General features: G+C 45.6%; 11 protein-coding genes. 5 read left to right on the forward strand and 6 right to left on the reverse strand.

Translation table 11 applies throughout. The features are described 5' to 3' along the window. Positions 1–28 precede the first annotated feature (28 nt). The 3 genes from EAE30_RS14130 to nagE all read right to left on the reverse strand — a co-directional run bounded on the left by EAE30_RS14130 (position 29) and on the right by nagE (position 8457). Positions 29–4726: a FimV/HubP family polar landmark protein gene (locus tag EAE30_RS14130; protein WP_123016496.1), complete on the reverse strand. Its 4698-nt coding sequence runs from the start codon at positions 4724–4726 to the stop codon at positions 29–31. Between the two features lie 231 nt (positions 4727–4957). Further along, positions 4958–6628 carry a glutamine--tRNA ligase gene (gene glnS / locus EAE30_RS14135; protein WP_123016497.1) on the reverse strand — a complete coding sequence of 557 codons (1671 nt, stop codon included), beginning with the start codon at positions 6626–6628 and terminating at the stop codon, positions 4958–4960. Between the two features lie 239 nt (positions 6629–6867). Further along, entirely contained in the window at positions 6868–8457 is a 1590-nt protein-coding gene (nagE, locus tag EAE30_RS14140) for an N-acetylglucosamine-specific PTS transporter subunit IIBC (protein ID WP_123016498.1), read from the reverse strand. A gap of 382 nt (positions 8458–8839) precedes the next feature. Here nagE and nagA point away from each other — a divergent pair, with 382 nt between their 5' ends. The 4 genes from nagA to asnB all read left to right on the forward strand — a co-directional run bounded on the left by nagA (position 8840) and on the right by asnB (position 14823). Next, the gene (gene nagA, locus EAE30_RS14145; RefSeq protein ID WP_123016499.1) at positions 8840–9979 is read left to right on the forward strand and encodes an N-acetylglucosamine-6-phosphate deacetylase; all 1140 of its coding nucleotides are present in this window, start codon (positions 8840–8842) and stop codon (positions 9977–9979) included. Positions 9980–9981: 2 nt separating this feature from the next. Then, on the forward strand, positions 9982–11199 hold the full coding sequence (locus EAE30_RS14150; RefSeq protein ID WP_123016500.1) for an ROK family protein: 1218 nt from the start codon (positions 9982–9984) through the stop codon (positions 11197–11199). Between the two features lie 103 nt (positions 11200–11302). Further along, on the forward strand, positions 11303–12892 hold the full coding sequence (locus EAE30_RS14155) for a cation:proton antiporter family protein (RefSeq protein ID WP_123016501.1): 1590 nt from the start codon (positions 11303–11305) through the stop codon (positions 12890–12892). Between the two features lie 266 nt (positions 12893–13158). Further along, complete coding sequence (gene asnB / locus EAE30_RS14160) at positions 13159–14823, forward strand: asparagine synthase B (protein ID WP_123016502.1); 1665 nt, start codon at positions 13159–13161, stop codon at positions 14821–14823. 71 nt (positions 14824–14894) lie between these two features. On the opposite strand, the gene rfaH is transcribed toward asnB, so the two are convergent. Next, positions 14895–15401, reverse strand: a complete 507-nt coding sequence (gene rfaH / locus EAE30_RS14165) for a transcription/translation regulatory transformer protein RfaH (protein ID WP_123016503.1) — start codon at positions 15399–15401, stop codon at positions 14895–14897. Between the two features lie 424 nt (positions 15402–15825). Between rfaH and dtpA the strand changes: the two genes are divergently transcribed. After that, entirely contained in the window at positions 15826–17313 is a 1488-nt protein-coding gene (gene dtpA, locus EAE30_RS14170; RefSeq protein WP_123016504.1) for a dipeptide/tripeptide permease DtpA, read from the forward strand. 87 nt (positions 17314–17400) lie between these two features. On the opposite strand, the gene hemH is transcribed toward dtpA, so the two are convergent. Together hemH and adk are read right to left on the reverse strand one after the other, a co-directional pair. Next, the gene (hemH, locus tag EAE30_RS14175) at positions 17401–18372 is read right to left on the reverse strand and encodes a ferrochelatase (RefSeq protein ID WP_123016505.1); all 972 of its coding nucleotides are present in this window, start codon (positions 18370–18372) and stop codon (positions 17401–17403) included. A gap of 111 nt (positions 18373–18483) precedes the next feature. Further along, positions 18484–19128, reverse strand: a complete 645-nt coding sequence (gene adk / locus EAE30_RS14180; RefSeq protein ID WP_123016506.1) for an adenylate kinase — start codon at positions 19126–19128, stop codon at positions 18484–18486. Between the last annotated feature and the right edge of the window lie 170 nt (positions 19129–19298).

Consider the following 19298-nt stretch of genomic DNA (forward strand, 5'->3'; position numbering starts at 1 on the left):
AAGGCGAGAAAAATCCCGCCTTTTTTGTCTAACTCCGTCCTTGCAAGCTATCAATTAAGCGCTTCGCCTCTTGACGAATATCATCATCACCATCGACGATCGACTCCTCCAGCAACTTAATTGCCCCTTTGGCATCATTCATTTCAATGTACATTTTAGCCAAATCAAGTTTTCCCGCTGCTGCGGCATTCAGATCAACATCGACTTCAGAAATATCGCCCAGTACGTCAGGGAATTCATTTAACCCGACATCAAGCTGCAGCTCTTGTTCATCCAAAGACGCCGCACTATTGGCCTGATTTTCTTCATTCTCAACTTGTGCCATCAGCTCATCAATCGTCATAAACTGACTCGGATCGGCTCCTGGCGGCACATCCTCTAGTGTTTCTTGTTCACCCCAGTTTTCATCTTCAATTTGAGGCGCCGGCGTTTGACTCTCATTACTCCAAATATCGGCCAAATCCTCTGGCACATCATCGGATATTTGCGACTTCTGTTCTGGCGTTAAATTAAAGCCATTCCAATCTTCGCCTCCCACATCAAGCATGGCTTCTAAATCCATACCCGCACTATCAATGGTATCGGCATCGATTGGCTGATCAAAACGAAAATCATTATGCTCAGGCGAGTCGTCTAGCCAATTGCTTAAGGACGCTTCATCAAAAGATAAATCGGGACCGGCTGCGCTAGTTGGGGACGATTCGTTGGTCTCTTCCCGGTTCTCTGACGGCGCTTGCGAATGTTGTGAGGTTTGCTCAGACGGCATAGTATCCGCCGGTGCCTCTTCCGCAAAGCCTGTTGATATGGCTGCTTTATCCGACTGATTTAATGCATCTTCTTCAGTAAATTCTGGGAAATTACCATCCGCCAATTCCCGTTCAAGTTCTTCTTCGCTAAAACCCACCGGATCGTCAATGGGTTCAGGGTCTAACTCCCCTTCTGCATTTTCCAGCGCATCTTGCTCAGTAAACTCCGCATACTCTTCGTCTAGATTAATCGAAAAGTCATCGTCATCATCAAGCGCGAGATCGAGCTCATCGTCGTCTAATTCCGGCTCAGTCGCGACCTCAGGTTCCGCCGCCTCATTTGCTTCAGATTGCGCTGAAGACGGCTCATCAACCACTGGTGTATCTGTCGCTTGTGCATCCACCGACACGTCATCCTGTGACAGCTCTGGCTCGGTAACCGCTTCTACGGGTTGCTCTGACTCAGGTGCCGAACCCTCGTCACTGCCTTGCAATGCCGCAAGCGCATCGTCTTCGTCAAACTCTGGCAATAACTCGTCATCAAGTACGAAATCAAGCTCATCGTCGTCCGATTCCGGCTCAGGCGCGATCTCAGGTTCCGCCGCCTCAGTTGGCTCGGGTTGCGCTGAAGACGGCTCATCAACTGGTGCATCGGTCGCTTGTGCATCCACCGACACGTCATCCTGTGACGGCTCTGGCTCGGTAACCGCTTCTACGGGTTGCTCTGACTCAGGTGCCGAACCCTCGTCACTGCCTTGCAATGCGGCAAGCGCATCGTCTTCGTCAAACTCTGGCAATAACTCGTCATCAAGTACGAAATCGAGCTCATCGTCGTCCAACTCCAGCTCAGGCGCGACTTCAGGCTCCGCCGCCTCAGTTGACTCGGGTTGCACTGAAGACGGTTCATCAACTGGTGCATCCGTCGCTGGTGCATCCACCGACACGTCATCCTGTGACGGCTCTGGCTCGGTAACCGCTTCTACGGGTTGCTCTGACTCAGGTGCCGAACCCTCGTCACTGTCTTGCAATGCCGCAAGCGCATCGTCTTCGTCAAACTCTGGCAATAACTCGTCATCAAGTACGAAATCGAGCTCATCGTTGTCCGATTCCGGCTCAGGCGCGACTTCAGGCTCCGCCGCCTCAGTTGACTCGGGTTGCACTGAAGACGGTTCATCAACTGGTGCATCCGTCGCTGGTGCATCCACCGACACGTCATCCTGTGACAGCTCTGGCTCGGTAACCGCTTCTACGGGTTGCTCTGACTCAGGTGCCGAACCCTCGTCACTGTCTTGCAATGCCGCAAGCGCATCGTCTTCGTCAAACTCTGGCAATAACTCGTCATCAAGTACGAAATCAAGCTCATCGTTGTCCGATTGCGGCTCAGGCGCGACTTCAGGTTCCGCCGCCTCAGTTGGCTCGGGTTGCGCTGAAGACGGATCATCGACTGCTGCATCCGTCGCTTCTGCCGACTCTGAAGCGTCATCAAAGATATCGTCGCCCAGAATATCGGTGTCATCGAGATCAAAGCTCAATTCATCATCAGAGACAGTTTGGCTCGCGAGAATCGATTCTTCTTCAATGTCTTCTTCCGGCGACACAGCCGAATGATCCCCTTGATCAAGCTCTGCCGCAGACGTGACCGTTTCGAGCTCATTGACGCTTGGTGTCGTATCTTCACGATTATATGGCGTTGACGATTCAGCGTTTAGCATTTGAGATGGCAAAGGCTCATCGTCATCGATACTCCAATCGTCATCTTGTGGCGTACCAAACTCATTTGGCTCTGGCTCTGGCTCTGGCTCTGGCTCTGGCTCTGGCTCTGGCTCTGGCTCTGGCTCTGGCTCTGGCTCTTCAGATTGTCCCTCTATTTCTGGCTGAAAATCAAAGGTTTCTTCTGGATTATTCACGTCTTCTTCCGAGAGTAATTCAGGCTCAAACTCGGCTTCAGATTCAAATTCGACACTGTCTAATAACGGATCTTTTTCAGGCACATTACTAATGAGATCATCTATGAAGTGCTCACTATCAAATAACTCGCTGTCCGCTTCTTCCTGTGCGCTTTTTTCAATTTCTAAAAGTTCATCGAAGAGTTCAGTACCATCGTCATCATCAGGATCACTCTTCGCCAGTTCTTCTAGTTCAGGATCGCTTTTCCATGAGGTTACATCAGAAATATCGTCGCCTAAGACTTCATCAAGCAAGTCTGCGCTGTTGGCATCAAATTCCGGCGTCTCTTCATCACTGTCACCGAGCAACTCATCGAGCATTTGATCGCTCGACTCTAGCTGGCTCAATAGCTCTGAATCGTCACCTTCCTCTTCATCAGCCCCTTCCATGAGCTCATCGAGTAATGCAACACTATCATCTTCTAGTGTGAAGTCATCGCCCTCATCGTCCTCATCCAACAATTCGTCAAGCAGGGCGGTTTCATCAGCCGTCGTCGGAGTATCGTCTTCCTCACGTGTCGAGGCGGTATCTGTCTGCGCCTCATCGAGTAACTCATCCAATAACGCAGCATCGGACTCGGTACCTGGAACACTGTCTGCTGATTGCGCTTCGTTTTCTAATGTTTCTAAATCGGGCTCTTCAGAAATGCTATTGAAGAGTTCATCCAGTTCTTCGTCTGATGCGACACTGCTACTTAAATCCAAATCTTCAGGCAAACCAAGGTCGAGAGGGTCCAGCTCTTCTTCTGGCTCTGACTCATTGAACAGCTCATCGAGCATTGATTGGTCAAGATTATTGCTACCTAAATCTTCCGAAGGCTCATCGGCCTCCAATAAGGACTCAATATCATCTTGGGAGATTTGTGGTTGCTCAGAAGGTTGATTATCTTCGCTCTTCAAATCACCGTCATCGGCGATACCCGCGAATAAATCTTCATCATCGTTTTCATCATCAAGGTCAAAGTCAATATCACTACTTGCCAGTTCAGAGAATAAATCGTCTTCACTGGTTTCAACATCCGTATCATCAGCAAATAAAGCGTCTTCTTCGCCTGACGATTCACCAAATAAATCATCATCGAGTTTGAGATCATCATCTTCCATGACCAATAAATCATCGATCATCACCAACGACGGTTCTTCACTCTCTGGCACCACCGCTTCTTCAGCGACCGGTTCCTCTTTCTTACGACGTCCCAATAACCATACGGCCAGTAAACCAATGAGCAAACCAGGAATTAATGCGAGTAACGCCAATAGCCAAGGACTTGAAGATACTTGATCCCATGTGCTTTCTTTTAGCTTTGGATCGCTTTGTTGTTTGGTTTGCTGCTCCGCTTGTAGCTTTTCAAATTCGGTGCGAATTCGACTATCATCATTGAGCTTTTCTTTCAGTCCTTTGACTTCCTGCTGCACGTCAGACAACAGTAAACGTAACCGATGATTGCGCTCCTCAAGTGCCGACAACTCACTTTGGGAACGATTCAATTCTTTTTCGACGGTCTTCGCTTGATTCTCAACAGCCGAGTTACTTTTGGCAACAGAGGATGACGATGCTGGAGATTGACGCGTCTTCGCAGGCTTCTGAGCGACGCGAGATTCACTCGCCAGCCGTGCTTTGTGAGCACGCATAATACGCACCGCCTCAGCGGTTGTGGCGCTTTTCACTTGTGTTAATGACGGGATACGTAACGTACTGCCAGGCAATAAGCTGTGGATGTTTTGATTTTCAAACGCTTGCGGATTTAAACGATAGATAGCCAGTAACGTTTGCTGAACCGTTACTTGATTTGAAGGACGCAATTTCGTTGCGATCGACCAAAGCGTTTCGCTTGACGTCGTGGGTCCAAAAAATTTCGCAGGTTGACTCTCTGCCGATGCGGAGTTGCGCTCCACATTAGTACTGAACTGGGGAGAAGACTGAACTTGGCCGCTTGGACCAATTAAACGAATCCCTTCAGCACGTACAAAAGAAATCTGAGTCACGGCGGCTATTGCCAAGGGCATTAGCAAACGTTTAAGAAGTTGACGCATATAAGGCTCAGCTATGTGCTTTAAAAAATAAATACCGATCTACTTAATATATCGGAATAATGGGGTAAAACTATAGAAATACGCATAAAAAATTATTTAGTCGCTCAATTATCGTATAGGCCTCACACTATTATGAGTTTTTCTCATTTCGTAGTCTGCCATTATCCCTGAATCATGAGGCAAAAATAAAGCCAGCACTTGGCTGGCTTTAACACTTATGAGTGTAACACGTTACTTAGCTTCAATCTTTGCCCAAGTATCACGCAAACCGACAGTACGGTTAAAGACTAACGCCTGCGGTGATGAGTCTTTGTTATCAGCACAGAAATAGCCTAAACGTTCAAATTGATACCCAAATTCCGCTTCTGCTGATTGAAGACTGGGTTCAACAACCCCGTTCTTCACAATCAGAGAATCGTGATTAATCGTCTCAGCAAAGTTATTAGCCGCGCTAGGATTAGGCACGTTAAACAAACGATCATACAAACGAATTTCAGCTGGCAAACCATGAGACGCCGAAACCCAGTGAATCACACCCTTCACCTTACGGCCGTCTGCTGGATTTTTACCCAAGGTTTCATTGTCGTACGTACAGTAAATCGTCGTAATATTGCCTTGCGCGTCTTTTTCAATACGCTCGGCTTTGATGACATACGCACCACGTAAACGCACTTCTTTACCGAGGACTAAACGTTTGTATTTCTTATTCGCTTCTTCACGGAAATCTTCACGCTCAATCAAGACCTCGCGCGTAAATGGTACGTCACGAGTCCCCATTTCTGGTTTGTTCGGGTGATTCTGTAAAACCAACGTTTCGACTTGATCAGCGTCGTAGTTTTCAATCACGACTTTCACAGGATCCAAGACCGCCATTGCCCGTGGCGCATGTTCATTTAGGTCATCACGAATGCACGACTCTAACGAACCAAACTCAATTAAGTTCTCTTGCTTAGTCACACCAATACGTTGACAGAATTCACGAATCGAGCCTGGGGTAAAACCGCGGCGACGTAAACCTGAAATCGTAGGCATACGTGGATCATCCCAACCATCCACTAACTTTTCAGTCACTAATTGATTGAGTTTACGCTTGGACATTACGGTATATTCTAAGTTTAAGCGGCTAAACTCGTATTGGTGCGGGACACAGTCCACCGTAATATTTTCGAGTACCCAATCGTACAAACGACGGTTATCTTGGAACTCAAGCGTACAGATAGAATGCGTAATGCCTTCCAACGCATCAGAAATACAATGGGTAAAATCGTACATCGGATAAATGCACCATTTATCACCGGTTTGATGGTGAGAGGCAAAACGTACCCGATATAACACAGGATCACGCAGCACCATAAATGATGATGACATATCGATTTTTGCACGTAAGCACGCAGTACCTTCCGCAAACTCGCCTTGACGCATTTTTTCAAACAACGCCAAATTCTCTTCAACTGGACGATCACGATAAGGGCTGTGCTTACCCGGCGCGGTTAGCGTTCCGCGGTATTCACGAATCTGCTCTGGACTTAGCTCTTCAACATACGCTAAGCCTTTGTTAATCAGTTCGACTGCATATTCGTAAAGCTTATCGAAGTTATCAGAAGAATAGTGAATATCTCCTGCCCACTGAAAGCCTAACCATTTGACGTCTTTCTTAATCGACTCAACGTATTCGAGATCTTCTTTTTCAGGGTTGGTATCATCAAAGCGTAAATTACACTGTCCCTGATAGTCCTGAGCAATACCAAAGTTCAAACAGATCGACTTTGCGTGCCCGATATGCAGATAACCATTTGGCTCTGGCGGAAAACGAGTATGCACGCTAGTGTGTTTACCATCCGCTAAATCTTTATCAATGATTTGGCGAATGAAGTTCGATGGACGAGCCTCAGCTTCACTCATCTATAGCACCTCAATTTTATTTAGTATTGTCAGAAAATGTATCGTTCACTTATCGCCTAGCGGCGCTGGGTCAACAATGACGATGATGCCAGTAATGATCCACAATTCTCTACAGATGCACAATAGAAACTATGCGTTTCTTGCAATTATTTCTTTAGTGGCTGTTTAAAAGCTGCGCGTTCATCAAAAAAAGCCCTTAAACAAGGGCTTTTTGTCGATAGTAGTCAGCACAAGTCACACTAGTCTTGCTCGATATCTTTCATCTCACCCGCAATGATTTCCACCATTGGACCTAGGATCACTTGGATACTGGTTTTATTGAGTTTGACCACGCCCATCGCCCCTAACGCTTTCAACTCACTTTCATCGATGGAGCCGCTATCTTTCACTGTTAGCCGTAGACGTGTAATACACGCATCGATATTATCGACGTTGTCATGGCCACCTAACACAGCCAGATACTGCTTAGCTAACTCTTGGTTGCTGGTTGAACCTTGTGGCTTACCTTGCTGTGTTCCTAAGGCAACATCGTCCTCACGGCCCGGTGATTTAAGGTTGAAGGCGCGTATGGCCACATAGAACGTGATGAAGTAGAGGAAAAAGAACCCAAAACCAATGAACAAGAGTGTTAGTGGTTTGGTTGCCAGTCCCCAGTTTAAGACAAAATCGAGTAAACCCGCAGAGAATCCAAAGCCATCAAGCGTACCAAACGCATTGGCGATCACCATTGAAAGCCCAGTGAAGACCGCATGAATCGCGTACAACGCTGGCGCTAAGAACACGAATAAAAACTCTAAAGGTTCCGTAATACCAGTTAAAAAAGCACAAAATGCAACGGAGAATAACATACCACCGACTTGCGCACGCTTTTCTGTTGGCGCACACAGATACATGGCTAGCGCTGCGCCCGGCAGACCGAACATCATCACAGGGAAGAAACCATTCATAAAGCGACCAGCACTTAAATCACCACCAAAGAAGCGGTTCAAGTCGCCTGTTTTTATGGTATCCGTGACCGAGTTAACCACAGCGGTTACATCCGGTGTCACCGAATTGACAAAATGGAAAGTATGTTCATTCCCAACCACCAAAGACTTCGCAATATCCGGCGCGACACATAACTTGGTGATGTTTGTTAATGCATTCGCGGCGGCATGCGCATTAGAGACGATGATTTCCTGACAGGTCCCCATACCAAACCAGAAATACGAGTTAAGTACGTGATGTAATCCCACCGGAATGAGCGCTCGGTTGAGAACACCGTAGACAAATTCTCCCAAAGACCCAGAAGAAGAAATACCGTGAGCTAACGCATCTAACGCAGACTGCACGTAAGGCCACACAAAGCCTAACAGACCACCAGCGATTAAAGAGAAAAGCCCCGCCATAATAGGCACTAAACGACGACCGGAGAAAAAAGCCAACCATTGCGGTAAACTGGTTTTATAAAAGGCATTGTACGAATGGCCCGCAATGATTCCGGCGAAAATCCCGCCAAAGAAAGACATATCATTCTCTGCGTTAATGGTTTTCGCTGTCGCAGTGAGAACAAAGTACGCGACCGCACCAGCAATACCTGCCGCACCAGCAATACCTGCCGCACCAGCAATACCTGCCGCACCAGCGCCATCGATCGATAATCCAACGGCGATCCCCAACCCAAATAGCAACGGTAGGTGGTCGAAAATTGCCCCCCCAGCATTGGCCATAAAAGGAATATCGAGTAAATCACCTTGTCCCAGTCTCAGCAGCAACGCTGCGACTGGAAGCGTCGCGATAGGTAACATAAGAGCTCTACCTAGCTTTTGTGCATATCCTAAAATGTTCACGTCATAATTCTCCAGTTAGATGTCCGTATCTCAGTCAGTTACTTTTTTTACTTGCTCAATTTAGTTACGCATAGTGTAGGCAGATGTACGAAAACATAAACAAAATACTCATGATAACGTGACAATGATCACCATAAAGCGCAAATAAAATCTTACAATTCGGTTAACTACCACAACTTATTTTTTTGTGTAAAATATGAATACTTCGCGGTATGATAAAAATGACGATAGTATATGAAACTGACAGAATAATTAATCCTTATGTTAACTGTCTGGTGACTATTTATCGTTAGATATCACACTGCTTAACGATCGGCCTTATCATTGGCCACTGTTGCAAGCATGGCAACATCATCAAAATTAGAGAAGTGAAGGAATAAAAATGAAATATGCGTTAGTTAATGGCACAATTTTTACTGGCGAATCTATTTTGACAGATCATGGCCTCATCATTAGCGATCACATCATCCATGACATTATTCCTCGTCATGCACTTCCAGAAACTATGCCGGTCATCGATGTGAATGGTGCAAATATCTCACCTGGATTTATCGACTTACAATTAAATGGCTGTGGCGGCGTGATGTTCAATGACGAGATCAGCACCGCGACATTGCACACCATGCACCGCGCCAATTTGCTGTCCGGCTGTACCAACTTTCTTCCAACCTTGATAACGTCCTCGGATGAAAATATGCAACAGGCGGTAGCCGTCGCGCGTGATTATATGCATCAACATCCTCATCATGTGCTTGGTCTGCACTTAGAGGGTCCTTACCTCAACCCAGAGAAAAAAGGCATTCATAATATTGACTTTATTCGTCAATCGAACCAATCCATGGTGGATTTCATGTGTCAGAATCACGATGTGATTGCACAACTGACTATGGCGCCAGAAATGAACGATGCCGCCCATATCCGTCAACTTGCACAGGCCGGAATTACGGTATCTTTAGGTCATACTAACTGCTCTTATAAGCAAGCCAAAGCGGGCTTTGCGGCAGGAATGACCTCCGCCACTCATCTTTTTAATGCGATGTCCTCTATCACTGGGCGTGAACCTGGTGCTGTGGGTGCGGTTTATGATACTCCCAGTGTTTATGCCGGGATCATCGCCGACGGGTTCCATGTGGATTTCGCGAATATTCGGATAGCCAAACACCTCAAAAAAGACAAGTTACTCTTAGTGACTGATGCAACCGCCCCTGCTGGTGCTGATATAGAGTCCTTTATTTTTGTCGGTAAAACAGTATATTACAAAGATGGTAAGTGCATTGATGAAAATGGCACTCTGGGTGGCTCGGCGCTGACCATGAATCAGGCAATCAAAAATTCCGTCAAATATGTGGGGATAGAACTGGATGAAGCGCTACGTATGGCTACACTATACCCAGCGCAATCCATTGGTATAGATAAACAATTCGGTCGTATTGCACCGGGATATATCGCCAATCTTGCAATTTTTGACTGTGACTTGAATGTAGACGCCACAGTAGTAAACGGACAATATGGAAAACACTAAGAATGACTGGCGGACAAATCGGTAATGTAGATTTAGTAAAACAATTAAACAGCGCAATTGTCTATCGTTTAATTGATCAACAAGGTCCTATTTCAAGGATTCAAATTGCCGACGTTAGTCAGCTTGCTCCGGCGAGCGTGACTAAAATTACTCGCCAGCTGCTCGAACGCGGCTTGATTAAAGAGGTGGCTCAACAAGCCTCTACGGGCGGACGCCGCGCGATTTCCCTCACAACTGAAGTGGCGCCATTCCACTCGATTGCTGTGCGAGTAGGCCGCGACTACATCTATCTGGGTTTATACGATTTATCAGGAAAAGAAAAAATCCTCGAACGACAATTTTTTGCCTATACCATGCAAGAAGAATTGGTCAGTGGATTAATACGCTTTATCGACGATTTTAAACATCGTCACGCACACCAAATCGCGCAACTCATCGCCATCAGCATCGTCCTCCCTGGGCTCATTAACCCAGAAGATGGGGTGATTGAATACATGCCCAATATTAATATTGAAGACGAGAAATTATTTCTCGTCGGCATCCTCGAAAACCATTTTAAAATCAGTTGTTTTGTCGGAAATGACGTACGCTCCCTCGCCTTAGCCGAGCATTATTTTGGCGCCAGTAAAGACAGTTATGATTCGATTGTCGTCAGCGTCCATCATGGTGTCGGAGCCGGCATCATCGTCAACGGGCAAGTATTTTTAGGGCATAACCGGAATGTGGGAGAAATAGGCCATATTCAGGTCAATCCACTGGGTGAACGTTGCCAGTGTGGCAATTTTGGCTGTTTAGAAACCATCGCTTCAGAGCCAGCCATCATTCAACACATTCGCCGACGCTTGGAACAAGGTTATCCGTCGTCGTTACCGCATAATGAATTGCTCAATATAGACACCATTTGTCACCATGCCAATAATGGCGATGAACTGGCTACAATGGCACTTACCCAAGCTGCCAATGACTTAGGAAAAGCGATTGCGATGACCGTCAATATGTTTAACCCACAAAAGATTGTCATTGCAGGAAAAATTAATTTAGCCGAAAGCATTGTCTACCCGGCTCTACAACGCAATATTTCTCATCAATCTTTACACGCATTCCGTGAGCAACTCACCATCGTGCCATCCAGTATTGATGACCATCCGGCACTGAATGCCTTTGCTCTCATTAAACGGGCGATGCTAAATGGTGATTTACTGCAAAAATTATTAGATTAATCCCATCTGTGTTATGAAAGTCAGACATGTTCAAGCACAGTGATCTATAGTCTAAGCTATTCATTATCCTATCCATGCAGCGTTAATACTCGTCGAAACTATTATGGAATTGATCTTTATCTTCGCGGCGTTCATCGCCGGTTTGGTGGTCGTTAAGTGCCACCTCCCCCCACTGGTTGGGTTCTTAATTACCGGGTTTGCACTGCATGCCTATGGTTATGAATCGAATGACACCATCAATCAACTCGCTGACTTAGGGGTGACACTGTTACTTTTCTCCATCGGCTTAAAGCTGGATATCAAAACCTTAATCTCTAAAGAAATTTGGCTAAGTGCAACCTTACACAACCTGCTGTCGACCTTAATGTTTACGTTGGGTTTATTGGCGTTGCAGTTTTTGGGTCTCAGATCCATCGCCGAACTCGGCCTTGGCCAACTGGTATTGATCGGCTTTGCTCTGTCATTTTCGAGCACCGTGTTTGCGGTAAAATCACTCCAAGAAAAAGGGGAAATGAACGCCATTTACGGCACCATTGCCATTGGTATTCTCGTCATGCAGGACATCTTTGCCGTGATTTTCTTGTCAGCATCCACGGGAAAACTGCCTGAATGGTATGCGGTCTTCTTATTTTTACTGCCTTTGGCAAGGCCGCTCTTGCACAAAGTGATGGATTGGGTTGGTCATGGTGAAATGCTGGTGTTATTTGGCTTTTTTGCCGCGCTCGTTCTCGGGGGAGGCTTATTCCAATGGGCTGGACTAAAACCAGATTTAGGCGCGATCATTCTCGGTATGCTGCTGTCAGACCATGCCAAGACATCAGAACTGGCTAAATCACTCTTTAACTTAAAAGAAATGTTCTTAGTCTGCTTTTTCTTAAACATTGGTTTATCTGCCGACCCAACTCTGACAGGCTTATTGCTGGCTCTATTATTGCTACTGTTACTGCCATTAAAAGGCGCACTTTACTTTTGGGTTCTCCACACCCATCGCTTGCGCGTACGCACGTCTCTGCTCGCTTCTCTAAGTTTATTTAACTACAGTGAATTTGGACTGATTGTCGCAGGCATCGCATTTAAATTAGGTTGGCTACCCAATGACATTATGGTCACCATCGCGATCGCGGTCCCCCTCTCCTTTATTTTGGCGGCGCCTTTGGGTCGTCAAGGACATGCGCTCTATCAAAAAACCTCACACTGGGTGAAACCGCAGAGTGTTGACAGGCTCAACCCTAAAGATGGCATCATCAACCCGGGGAATGCTCAAGTGTTAATTTTGGGTATGGGCCGGATCGGCTCAGGGGCATACGATGAATTGCATCAGCGTTATGGCAATATCTGTCTCGGCATCGAGTTAACACCTGATGCATCAGCCAAACATCAAATAGAAGGCCGTAATGTGATTACCGGCGATGCGACCGACCCAGATTTTTGGGAACGTATTTTGGTCAAAGATAGCGTCAAACTCGTTTTACTCGCCATGCCACATAACCAAGCCAATAGAATCGCTTTGGATCTTCTCAAAGCTCATCACTTCAAAGGTAATATCGCCGCTATCGCGGAGTATAACGACCAGAAAAATGAGTTGATCGAAGCAGGTGCGCATGCCGCTTACAACGTCTATAACGAAGCAGGAACTGGATTTGCACGTCACGTATGTGATGAGCTCAAGACTGAATTTGCGGCCCACTCTTAACCTGTCTGTCGATGAGAGGTGCGACATGTGCCTCTCATCCGCCGTTTTATTCCACCGACCCATTCACTTTCTTACGTTTTTTTTCACGCAATCCGTTGCATTTACCACCAGACAATAGAAATTATTTAATTAAAACCAATTATTATTAAATGCTATTCACCTTATGTTCTATTTCATAAATTTAACCACAATAATAAGTTGCTTTTTTTAATCAAAGTGGCAAATTGAATACATGAGATGAAGTGGTATTCAAAAAGGAAAGTGGTATGTGTTCTATCTTTGGGATCTTAGATATTAAAAGCGATGCAGAAGCGCTGCGTCCATTAGCTCTGCAAATGTCGAAAAAACTCCGACATCGTGGGCCGGATTGGTCAGGTATATACACCGCCGATCATGCCATTCTTGCGCACGAACGCCTTGCTATTGTTGGTTTAAATAGCGGAGCACAGCCGTTATATAGCCCAGATAGAAAACTTGTCCTTGCCGTCAACGGTGAGATTTACAATCATAAAGAGATCCGCGCTCGTTACGAAGGCGTGTACGATTTTCAAACCGAATCAGATTGTGAAGTCATCCTCGCGCTCTATCAAGATAAAGGCGCAGACTTAATGGAAGAGTTAAACGGCATTTTCGCTTTTGTCCTTTACGATGAAGACAACGATCAGTTTCTGGTTGGGCGTGATCACATTGGTATTATTCCTCTATATCAAGGCTATGATGAATTGGGTAACTACTATGTCGCCTCAGAAATGAAAGCCTTAACCTCTGTGTGTAAAACCATCAGTGAATTCCCTCCCGGTCATTTTTACCGTTCAGGAGATAGCGCCCCACAACGTTACTACGAACGTGACTGGTTTGAATACAGCGCAGTGCAAGATAATGCCTCAGACAAAGCAGAACTGAAAGAAGCCCTCGAAGCGGCCGTCAAGCGCCAATTAATGACCGATGTTCCATATGGCGTCTTACTGTCTGGTGGCTTAGATTCTTCGATTACTTCTGCAATTGCCAAACGATTTGCAGCCATGCGTATCGAAGATGACGAACAATCCACAGCCTGGTGGCCACAGCTACACTCATTCGCGGTAGGACTTGAAGGCGCTCCGGACTTAAAAGCAGCACAAGAAGTTGCCGATCAAATCGGTACCGTGCATCACGAAATGACCTACACCATTCAAGAAGGCTTGGATGCGATTCGTGATGTGATCTACCACATTGAAACCTATGATGTAACGACCATTCGCGCTTCAACGCCGATGTTTTTAATGGGACGAAAAATCAAAGCCATGGGCATCAAAATGGTGCTTTCTGGTGAAGGGGCGGATGAACTGTTCGGCGGATATCTTTACTTCCACAAAGCACCGAACACTCAAGAGTTTCATGAGGAAACGGTACGTAAGCTGCTCGCCTTGAACTTATTTGATTGCGCGCGAGCTAACAAATCATTAGCCGCTTGGGGCGTTGAAGGCCGCGTACCGTTTTTAGATAAAGAATTCATTGATGTAGCGATGCGATTAAATCCAAAAGATAAGATGTGCGGCAACGGCAAAATCGAAAAACACATCTTACGGGAATGTTTTGAAGACTATTTGCCAGCCTCTATCGCATGGCGTCAAAAAGAGCAATTCTCGGATGGTGTCGGTTATGGCTGGATTGACGCACTCAAAGCGCAAGCAGAAGAAAAAGTCTCCGACCAAAAAATGGAAGCGGCCGCATTCCGGTTCCCATATAACACGCCAACCACCAAAGAAGGCTACTTATATCGTGAAATTTTTGAAGAGTTATTCCCACTAGAATCAGCCGCTCACTGTGTGCCGGGGGGGCCATCAGTAGCGTGCTCGAGTGCGAAAGCTATCGAGTGGGATGAATCCTTCAAGAACTGCATTGACCCGTCTGGTCGTGCTGTGCAAAACGTACATAACGAAGCGTATTAACGTGATGTACGTTAATAAAAAAGGGGCGATATCGCCCCTTTTTTTTCATGACCTATACGACATCACACTGTCTATAAGTCTCTAATTGGCTTCAGATCTTTATTCTCGATGCTCAACTCAACATTCTGATTGAGCATTTTAACCAACATAATAGAGCGGGTTTCCCCATCAGGCTCTTGATAGACCGCTTCAATACCTGAGAACTGTCCACCCGTGACAACCATCGGTTCACCTTTCTGTGGCACCTGTTTTTTCACGACCAGCAGCTCTTGCTCTTCAAGCGATTTCAAATCATTCACCATTTGCTCGTTAATGCACTTGGGATGAGCGCCAAATCGGACAAAATCAACCACACCTCGTGTCGAACGGATAGAGGTAAAACTCGGGCCTAGATCCACATCAAAACAGATAAAAACGTAAGAAGGAAATAATGGCTCTTTCACCGTCTTCCGTTTATTTCTGAGCACTTTCTCCACCATTACCTCAGGGTAATAGCACTCTACCCCTTGATTCTCTAGGTTTCCTTTAGCCCTGAGCTGCTCGCCACGCTTACAATATAAAAGATACCAAGATTTCATATACCTAACCATTACGTTTTTTTAAGATCCTAACACATCTCTTTAACGATGCGATATCACAACCATACATGGCATGATTCGATATCGCCAAGACGACAATCTCGGTCAATACCTCTCACAGAATATCAATGTAAACATTTTATTTTTGCAATTTAAATTTGCTAGTCATCACACTAATTTGTAAAATTTTATAACTTCCTGATTATGGTAATAAAAAACGGTATAGATTAAAATTCCAGCAACTAAAATCATTGCGGCTTAAAAAACTATTCTGTATATATATCATTGGAATAATAAACTTATAATTACACTAAAACAGTGACACTATTCTAAAGTAAATTTTAGGGACTATCGCTCAACTTGAGGGTGCCTATGTTTAGTGCGTTACACCTCCCCTTCCGAGGGTCTTTACAGGAATTTTCATATGTCTGACTTGAATGTATTCAAGCAACCTAAGTCGTTCTACCTCATTTTCTCTATCGAATTTTGGGAACGCTTTGGTTTTTATGGGATGCAAGCCATCCTTACCGTTTATTTAGTAAAAATCATGGGCATGGACGAATCCACCTCTTTCGTTCTGTTCGGTGCTTTTTCAGCGCTTATCTACGGTTTCGTTGCCGCAGGAGGCTGGATTGGCGATAAAGTCATTGGGACGAAACGCGCCATTACACTCGGTGCCATTGTCATGATGCTCGGCTATACCTTACTGGGTTTATCGACCGCTGGACAAGATATCGGTGGACCAACCCTCATTTATATCGCCATGGGCTTTATTACTGTGGGCAATGGACTGTTTAAAGCCAATCCATCCAGCCTTCTCGCCAAAGTCTACGACGAAAATGATCCCCGCCTTGATGGTGCATTTACTCTTTACTACATGGCAATCAATGTCGGCTCTTTGATTTCGATGATTCTCAGCCCATTGGTTGCACAAAAATTGGGGTACGGACTGGCGTTTGGTATGAGTGCCGTTGGCCTTCTGATCACCGCGCTAAACTTTATCGCGTGTTTGAAAATGCTGAAATCAGTCGGTTCTCCTGCAGACCTCGCTCCTGTGAAAAAACGTAACCTGATGATTGTCATCGTTGGATCGGTAATCGCAAGTTTTGTGTGTGCCTACCTACTGCAACACTTGACGCTCGCACATGGTATTCTGGTGATTGCGGGTTTAAGCATTTTGTTTTTCTACTTTAAAGAAGCCTTTGCCCTTACAGGGATTGAACGTCAAAAAATGCTCGTCGCGTTTATTCTGATGCTTCAAGGTGTCGTATTCTTTGTTCTTTATTTCCAAATGCCGACATCACTGAACTTCTTTGCAATCCACAACGTGAGCCACTCTCTGCTGGGTTTCTCTGCCGAGCCTGAACAATTCCAAGCCTTGAACCCGTTTTGGATTATGGTGGCCAGCCCAGTACTTGCCATCATTTACGGTAAAGTCGGTGAGCGTTTGTCCATGCCTTATAAATTTGCAACAGGTATGGTGCTGTGTGCTCTGTCATTCCTTGTGCTTTCTTGGGGCAGCAACTTTGCAAATGAGCAAGGCATCATCAGTTCAAATTGGCTGGTTGCAAGCTACTTCTTCCAATCCATCGGTGAACTGCTTGTCTCTGGACTAGGATTAGCCATGGTTGCCCAATTAGTGCCACAACGCATGATGGGCTTTGCGATGGGCATGTGGTTTTTAACCTCAGCCACAGCGGCGGTAATCGCAGGTTGGGTTGCAAGTTTAACCTCTGCACCGAAAGGTATTGAGGATGCGCACGCATCATTGGTTATCTATAGCGATATCTTCGGTAAAATTGGTTACACCACAGCGGCGATCGCGGTGTTTACCTTCATCATTGCTCCGAAACTGACGAAAATCACTCGCGGTAATAATGCGCAGGCGATGCAAGAAGCCACGGCGTCTTAAGTCACTCGCCCGCGAATATCGCAATCCATTCAAAAAAACCTCGCCGTAGCGAGGTTTTTTATTAAAGAGACAATGTGTGACACACCATCAGTTCTGCAACAAATAAGGACGAACGATTGCAGACATCATATCAATGTGAGAGTCGCTGTCATTTAAGCAAGGGATATAACGGAACTGCTGCCCGCCCGCATTCATAAAGATCTCTTTATTCTGCTCCTGAATCTCTTCAAGTGTTTCTAAACAATCCGATGAAAACCCAGGACAGAAAACATCGATATCCTTGCGATCTTGCAAGGGGAGTTTTTCTAAAGTCTTATCCGTGTACGGCTGTAACCACTCTTCACGCCCAAAGCGAGATTGATACGTCATCATGATGGATTCAGCATCTAAACCTAACTCTTCTTTGAGCAATTCGGTGGTTCGCAAACAATGGAAAGGATACACATCACCATTGTCGGCATAGCGCTTAGGAATGCCGTGGAACGAACATAATAAAACCTCTCCTTTACCTTGCGTTTTCCAAGTCTCACGCACCTGATCCGCTAATGCCTTAATATAAGCAGGATGATCGTGATAATCGCGAATAAAGGTAATGTCCGGTAAAACGGGAATCGATTTCAGGCTTTTTGCCATGCGGTCAAACACCGCCGCATTGGTGGATGAAGAATATTGTGGGTACAAAGGGAGAACAATGATACGTTCGACACCTTGTCCTTGCAGCTCTTGAATACCATGCTTGATGCTTGGTTGACCATAGTTCATACCAAGTGCCACAGGTATCGATAACCGCTCTTGCAGCTTAGAACGTTGCCGTCTGGAATACACCATAAGGGGTGAGCCTTCATCCATCCAAATGGATTGATACAACTTAGCCACACGCGGGGAGCGAATGGGCAATATGATGCCATGTAATAGAGGGCACCATAACCAACGGGTTAAATCCACAACCCGCTTGTCGTGAAGAAATTCTCCTAAAAAACGTTTTACAGCTGGCCCAGTAGGCTCATCAGGTGTGCCTAAATTCACCAGCAAAACACCGACTTTTTTATTGTTATCCATATTGTCCTTCTACGCTGGTTCAATACAAGTGAACGTATATATTACCTCACTATACACGTATAAAAAAAGCGACCTAAGGTCGCTTTTAAACTAACACATTGATTGCTGTGCTTAAGATAGTGCTTTTTCAATATCAGCGCTAACGTCAGCCACGGCTTTCGTACCGTCAAATTTCAAGTACTGAGTATTGCCAGCTTCTGCTTCTTTACTGTAGTACTCAATCAACGGTGCAGTTTGTGTGTGGTATACATTCAAGCGCGCACGAACGGTTTCTTCTTTGTCATCATCACGAACGACTAAATCTTCACCAGTGACATCGTCTTTACCTTCCACTTTCGGTGGATTGTAAATCGCATGATATGTACGGCCTGATGGTAAGTGGGCACGACGACCCGCCATGCGCTCAACAATCACATCATCGGCGACATCAAATTCAATCACGTAATCGATGTTGATGCCCATTTCTTTCAAGCCATCAGCTTGAGGAATCGTACGAGGGAAACCATCCAATAGGAAACCTTGTTCACAATCAGGTTGAGCGATACGCTCTTTGATAAGACCTAAGATGATATCATCAGACACCAATTGACCTGCATCGATAACCGCTTTCGCTTTTTTACCTAATTCCGTTCCGGCTTTAATCGCGCCACGTAACATATCGCCCGTAGAGATTTGTGGAACACCAAATTTCTCTTGGATAAATTGGGCTTGAGTACCTTTACCGGCACCTGGAGCACCTAAAAGAATGATGCGCATGTTTGATCCTCTTAATAAACTAACGAGTTATACCGAAGCTCACTGGTTTATACGATAAACTTCGGTATAAAAAGAACTCCGCTCTTAGCCGTGTGTTCGGACACACGGGTTCATCATGAACGTTTGGGCCGTGATTCTATCATAGAAAACACCTGAAAATGAGGCGTCTC

The sequence above is a fragment of the Vibrio zhugei genome, from assembly GCF_003716875.1.
Lineage (GTDB): Bacteria > Pseudomonadota > Gammaproteobacteria > Enterobacterales > Vibrionaceae > Vibrio > Vibrio zhugei.

Coding starts and splice junctions, on each gene's coding strand:
- rfaH (WP_123016503.1), bottom strand. CDS start 15,401: ATGAAATCTTGGTATCTTTTATATTGTAAGCGTGGCGAGCAGCTCAGG.
- dtpA (WP_123016504.1), top strand. CDS start 15,826: ATGTCTGACTTGAATGTATTCAAGCAACCTAAGTCGTTCTACCTCATT.
- nagA (WP_123016499.1), top strand. CDS start 8,840: ATGAAATATGCGTTAGTTAATGGCACAATTTTTACTGGCGAATCTATT.
- EAE30_RS14130 (WP_123016496.1), bottom strand. CDS start 4,726: ATGCGTCAACTTCTTAAACGTTTGCTAATGCCCTTGGCAATAGCCGCC.
- hemH (WP_123016505.1), bottom strand. CDS start 18,372: ATGGATAACAATAAAAAAGTCGGTGTTTTGCTGGTGAATTTAGGCACA.
- asnB (WP_123016502.1), top strand. CDS start 13,159: ATGTGTTCTATCTTTGGGATCTTAGATATTAAAAGCGATGCAGAAGCG.
- glnS (WP_123016497.1), bottom strand. CDS start 6,628: ATGAGTGAAGCTGAGGCTCGTCCATCGAACTTCATTCGCCAAATCATT.
- adk (WP_123016506.1), bottom strand. CDS start 19,128: ATGCGCATCATTCTTTTAGGTGCTCCAGGTGCCGGTAAAGGTACTCAA.
- EAE30_RS14150 (WP_123016500.1), top strand. CDS start 9,982: ATGACTGGCGGACAAATCGGTAATGTAGATTTAGTAAAACAATTAAAC.
- EAE30_RS14155 (WP_123016501.1), top strand. CDS start 11,303: ATGGAATTGATCTTTATCTTCGCGGCGTTCATCGCCGGTTTGGTGGTC.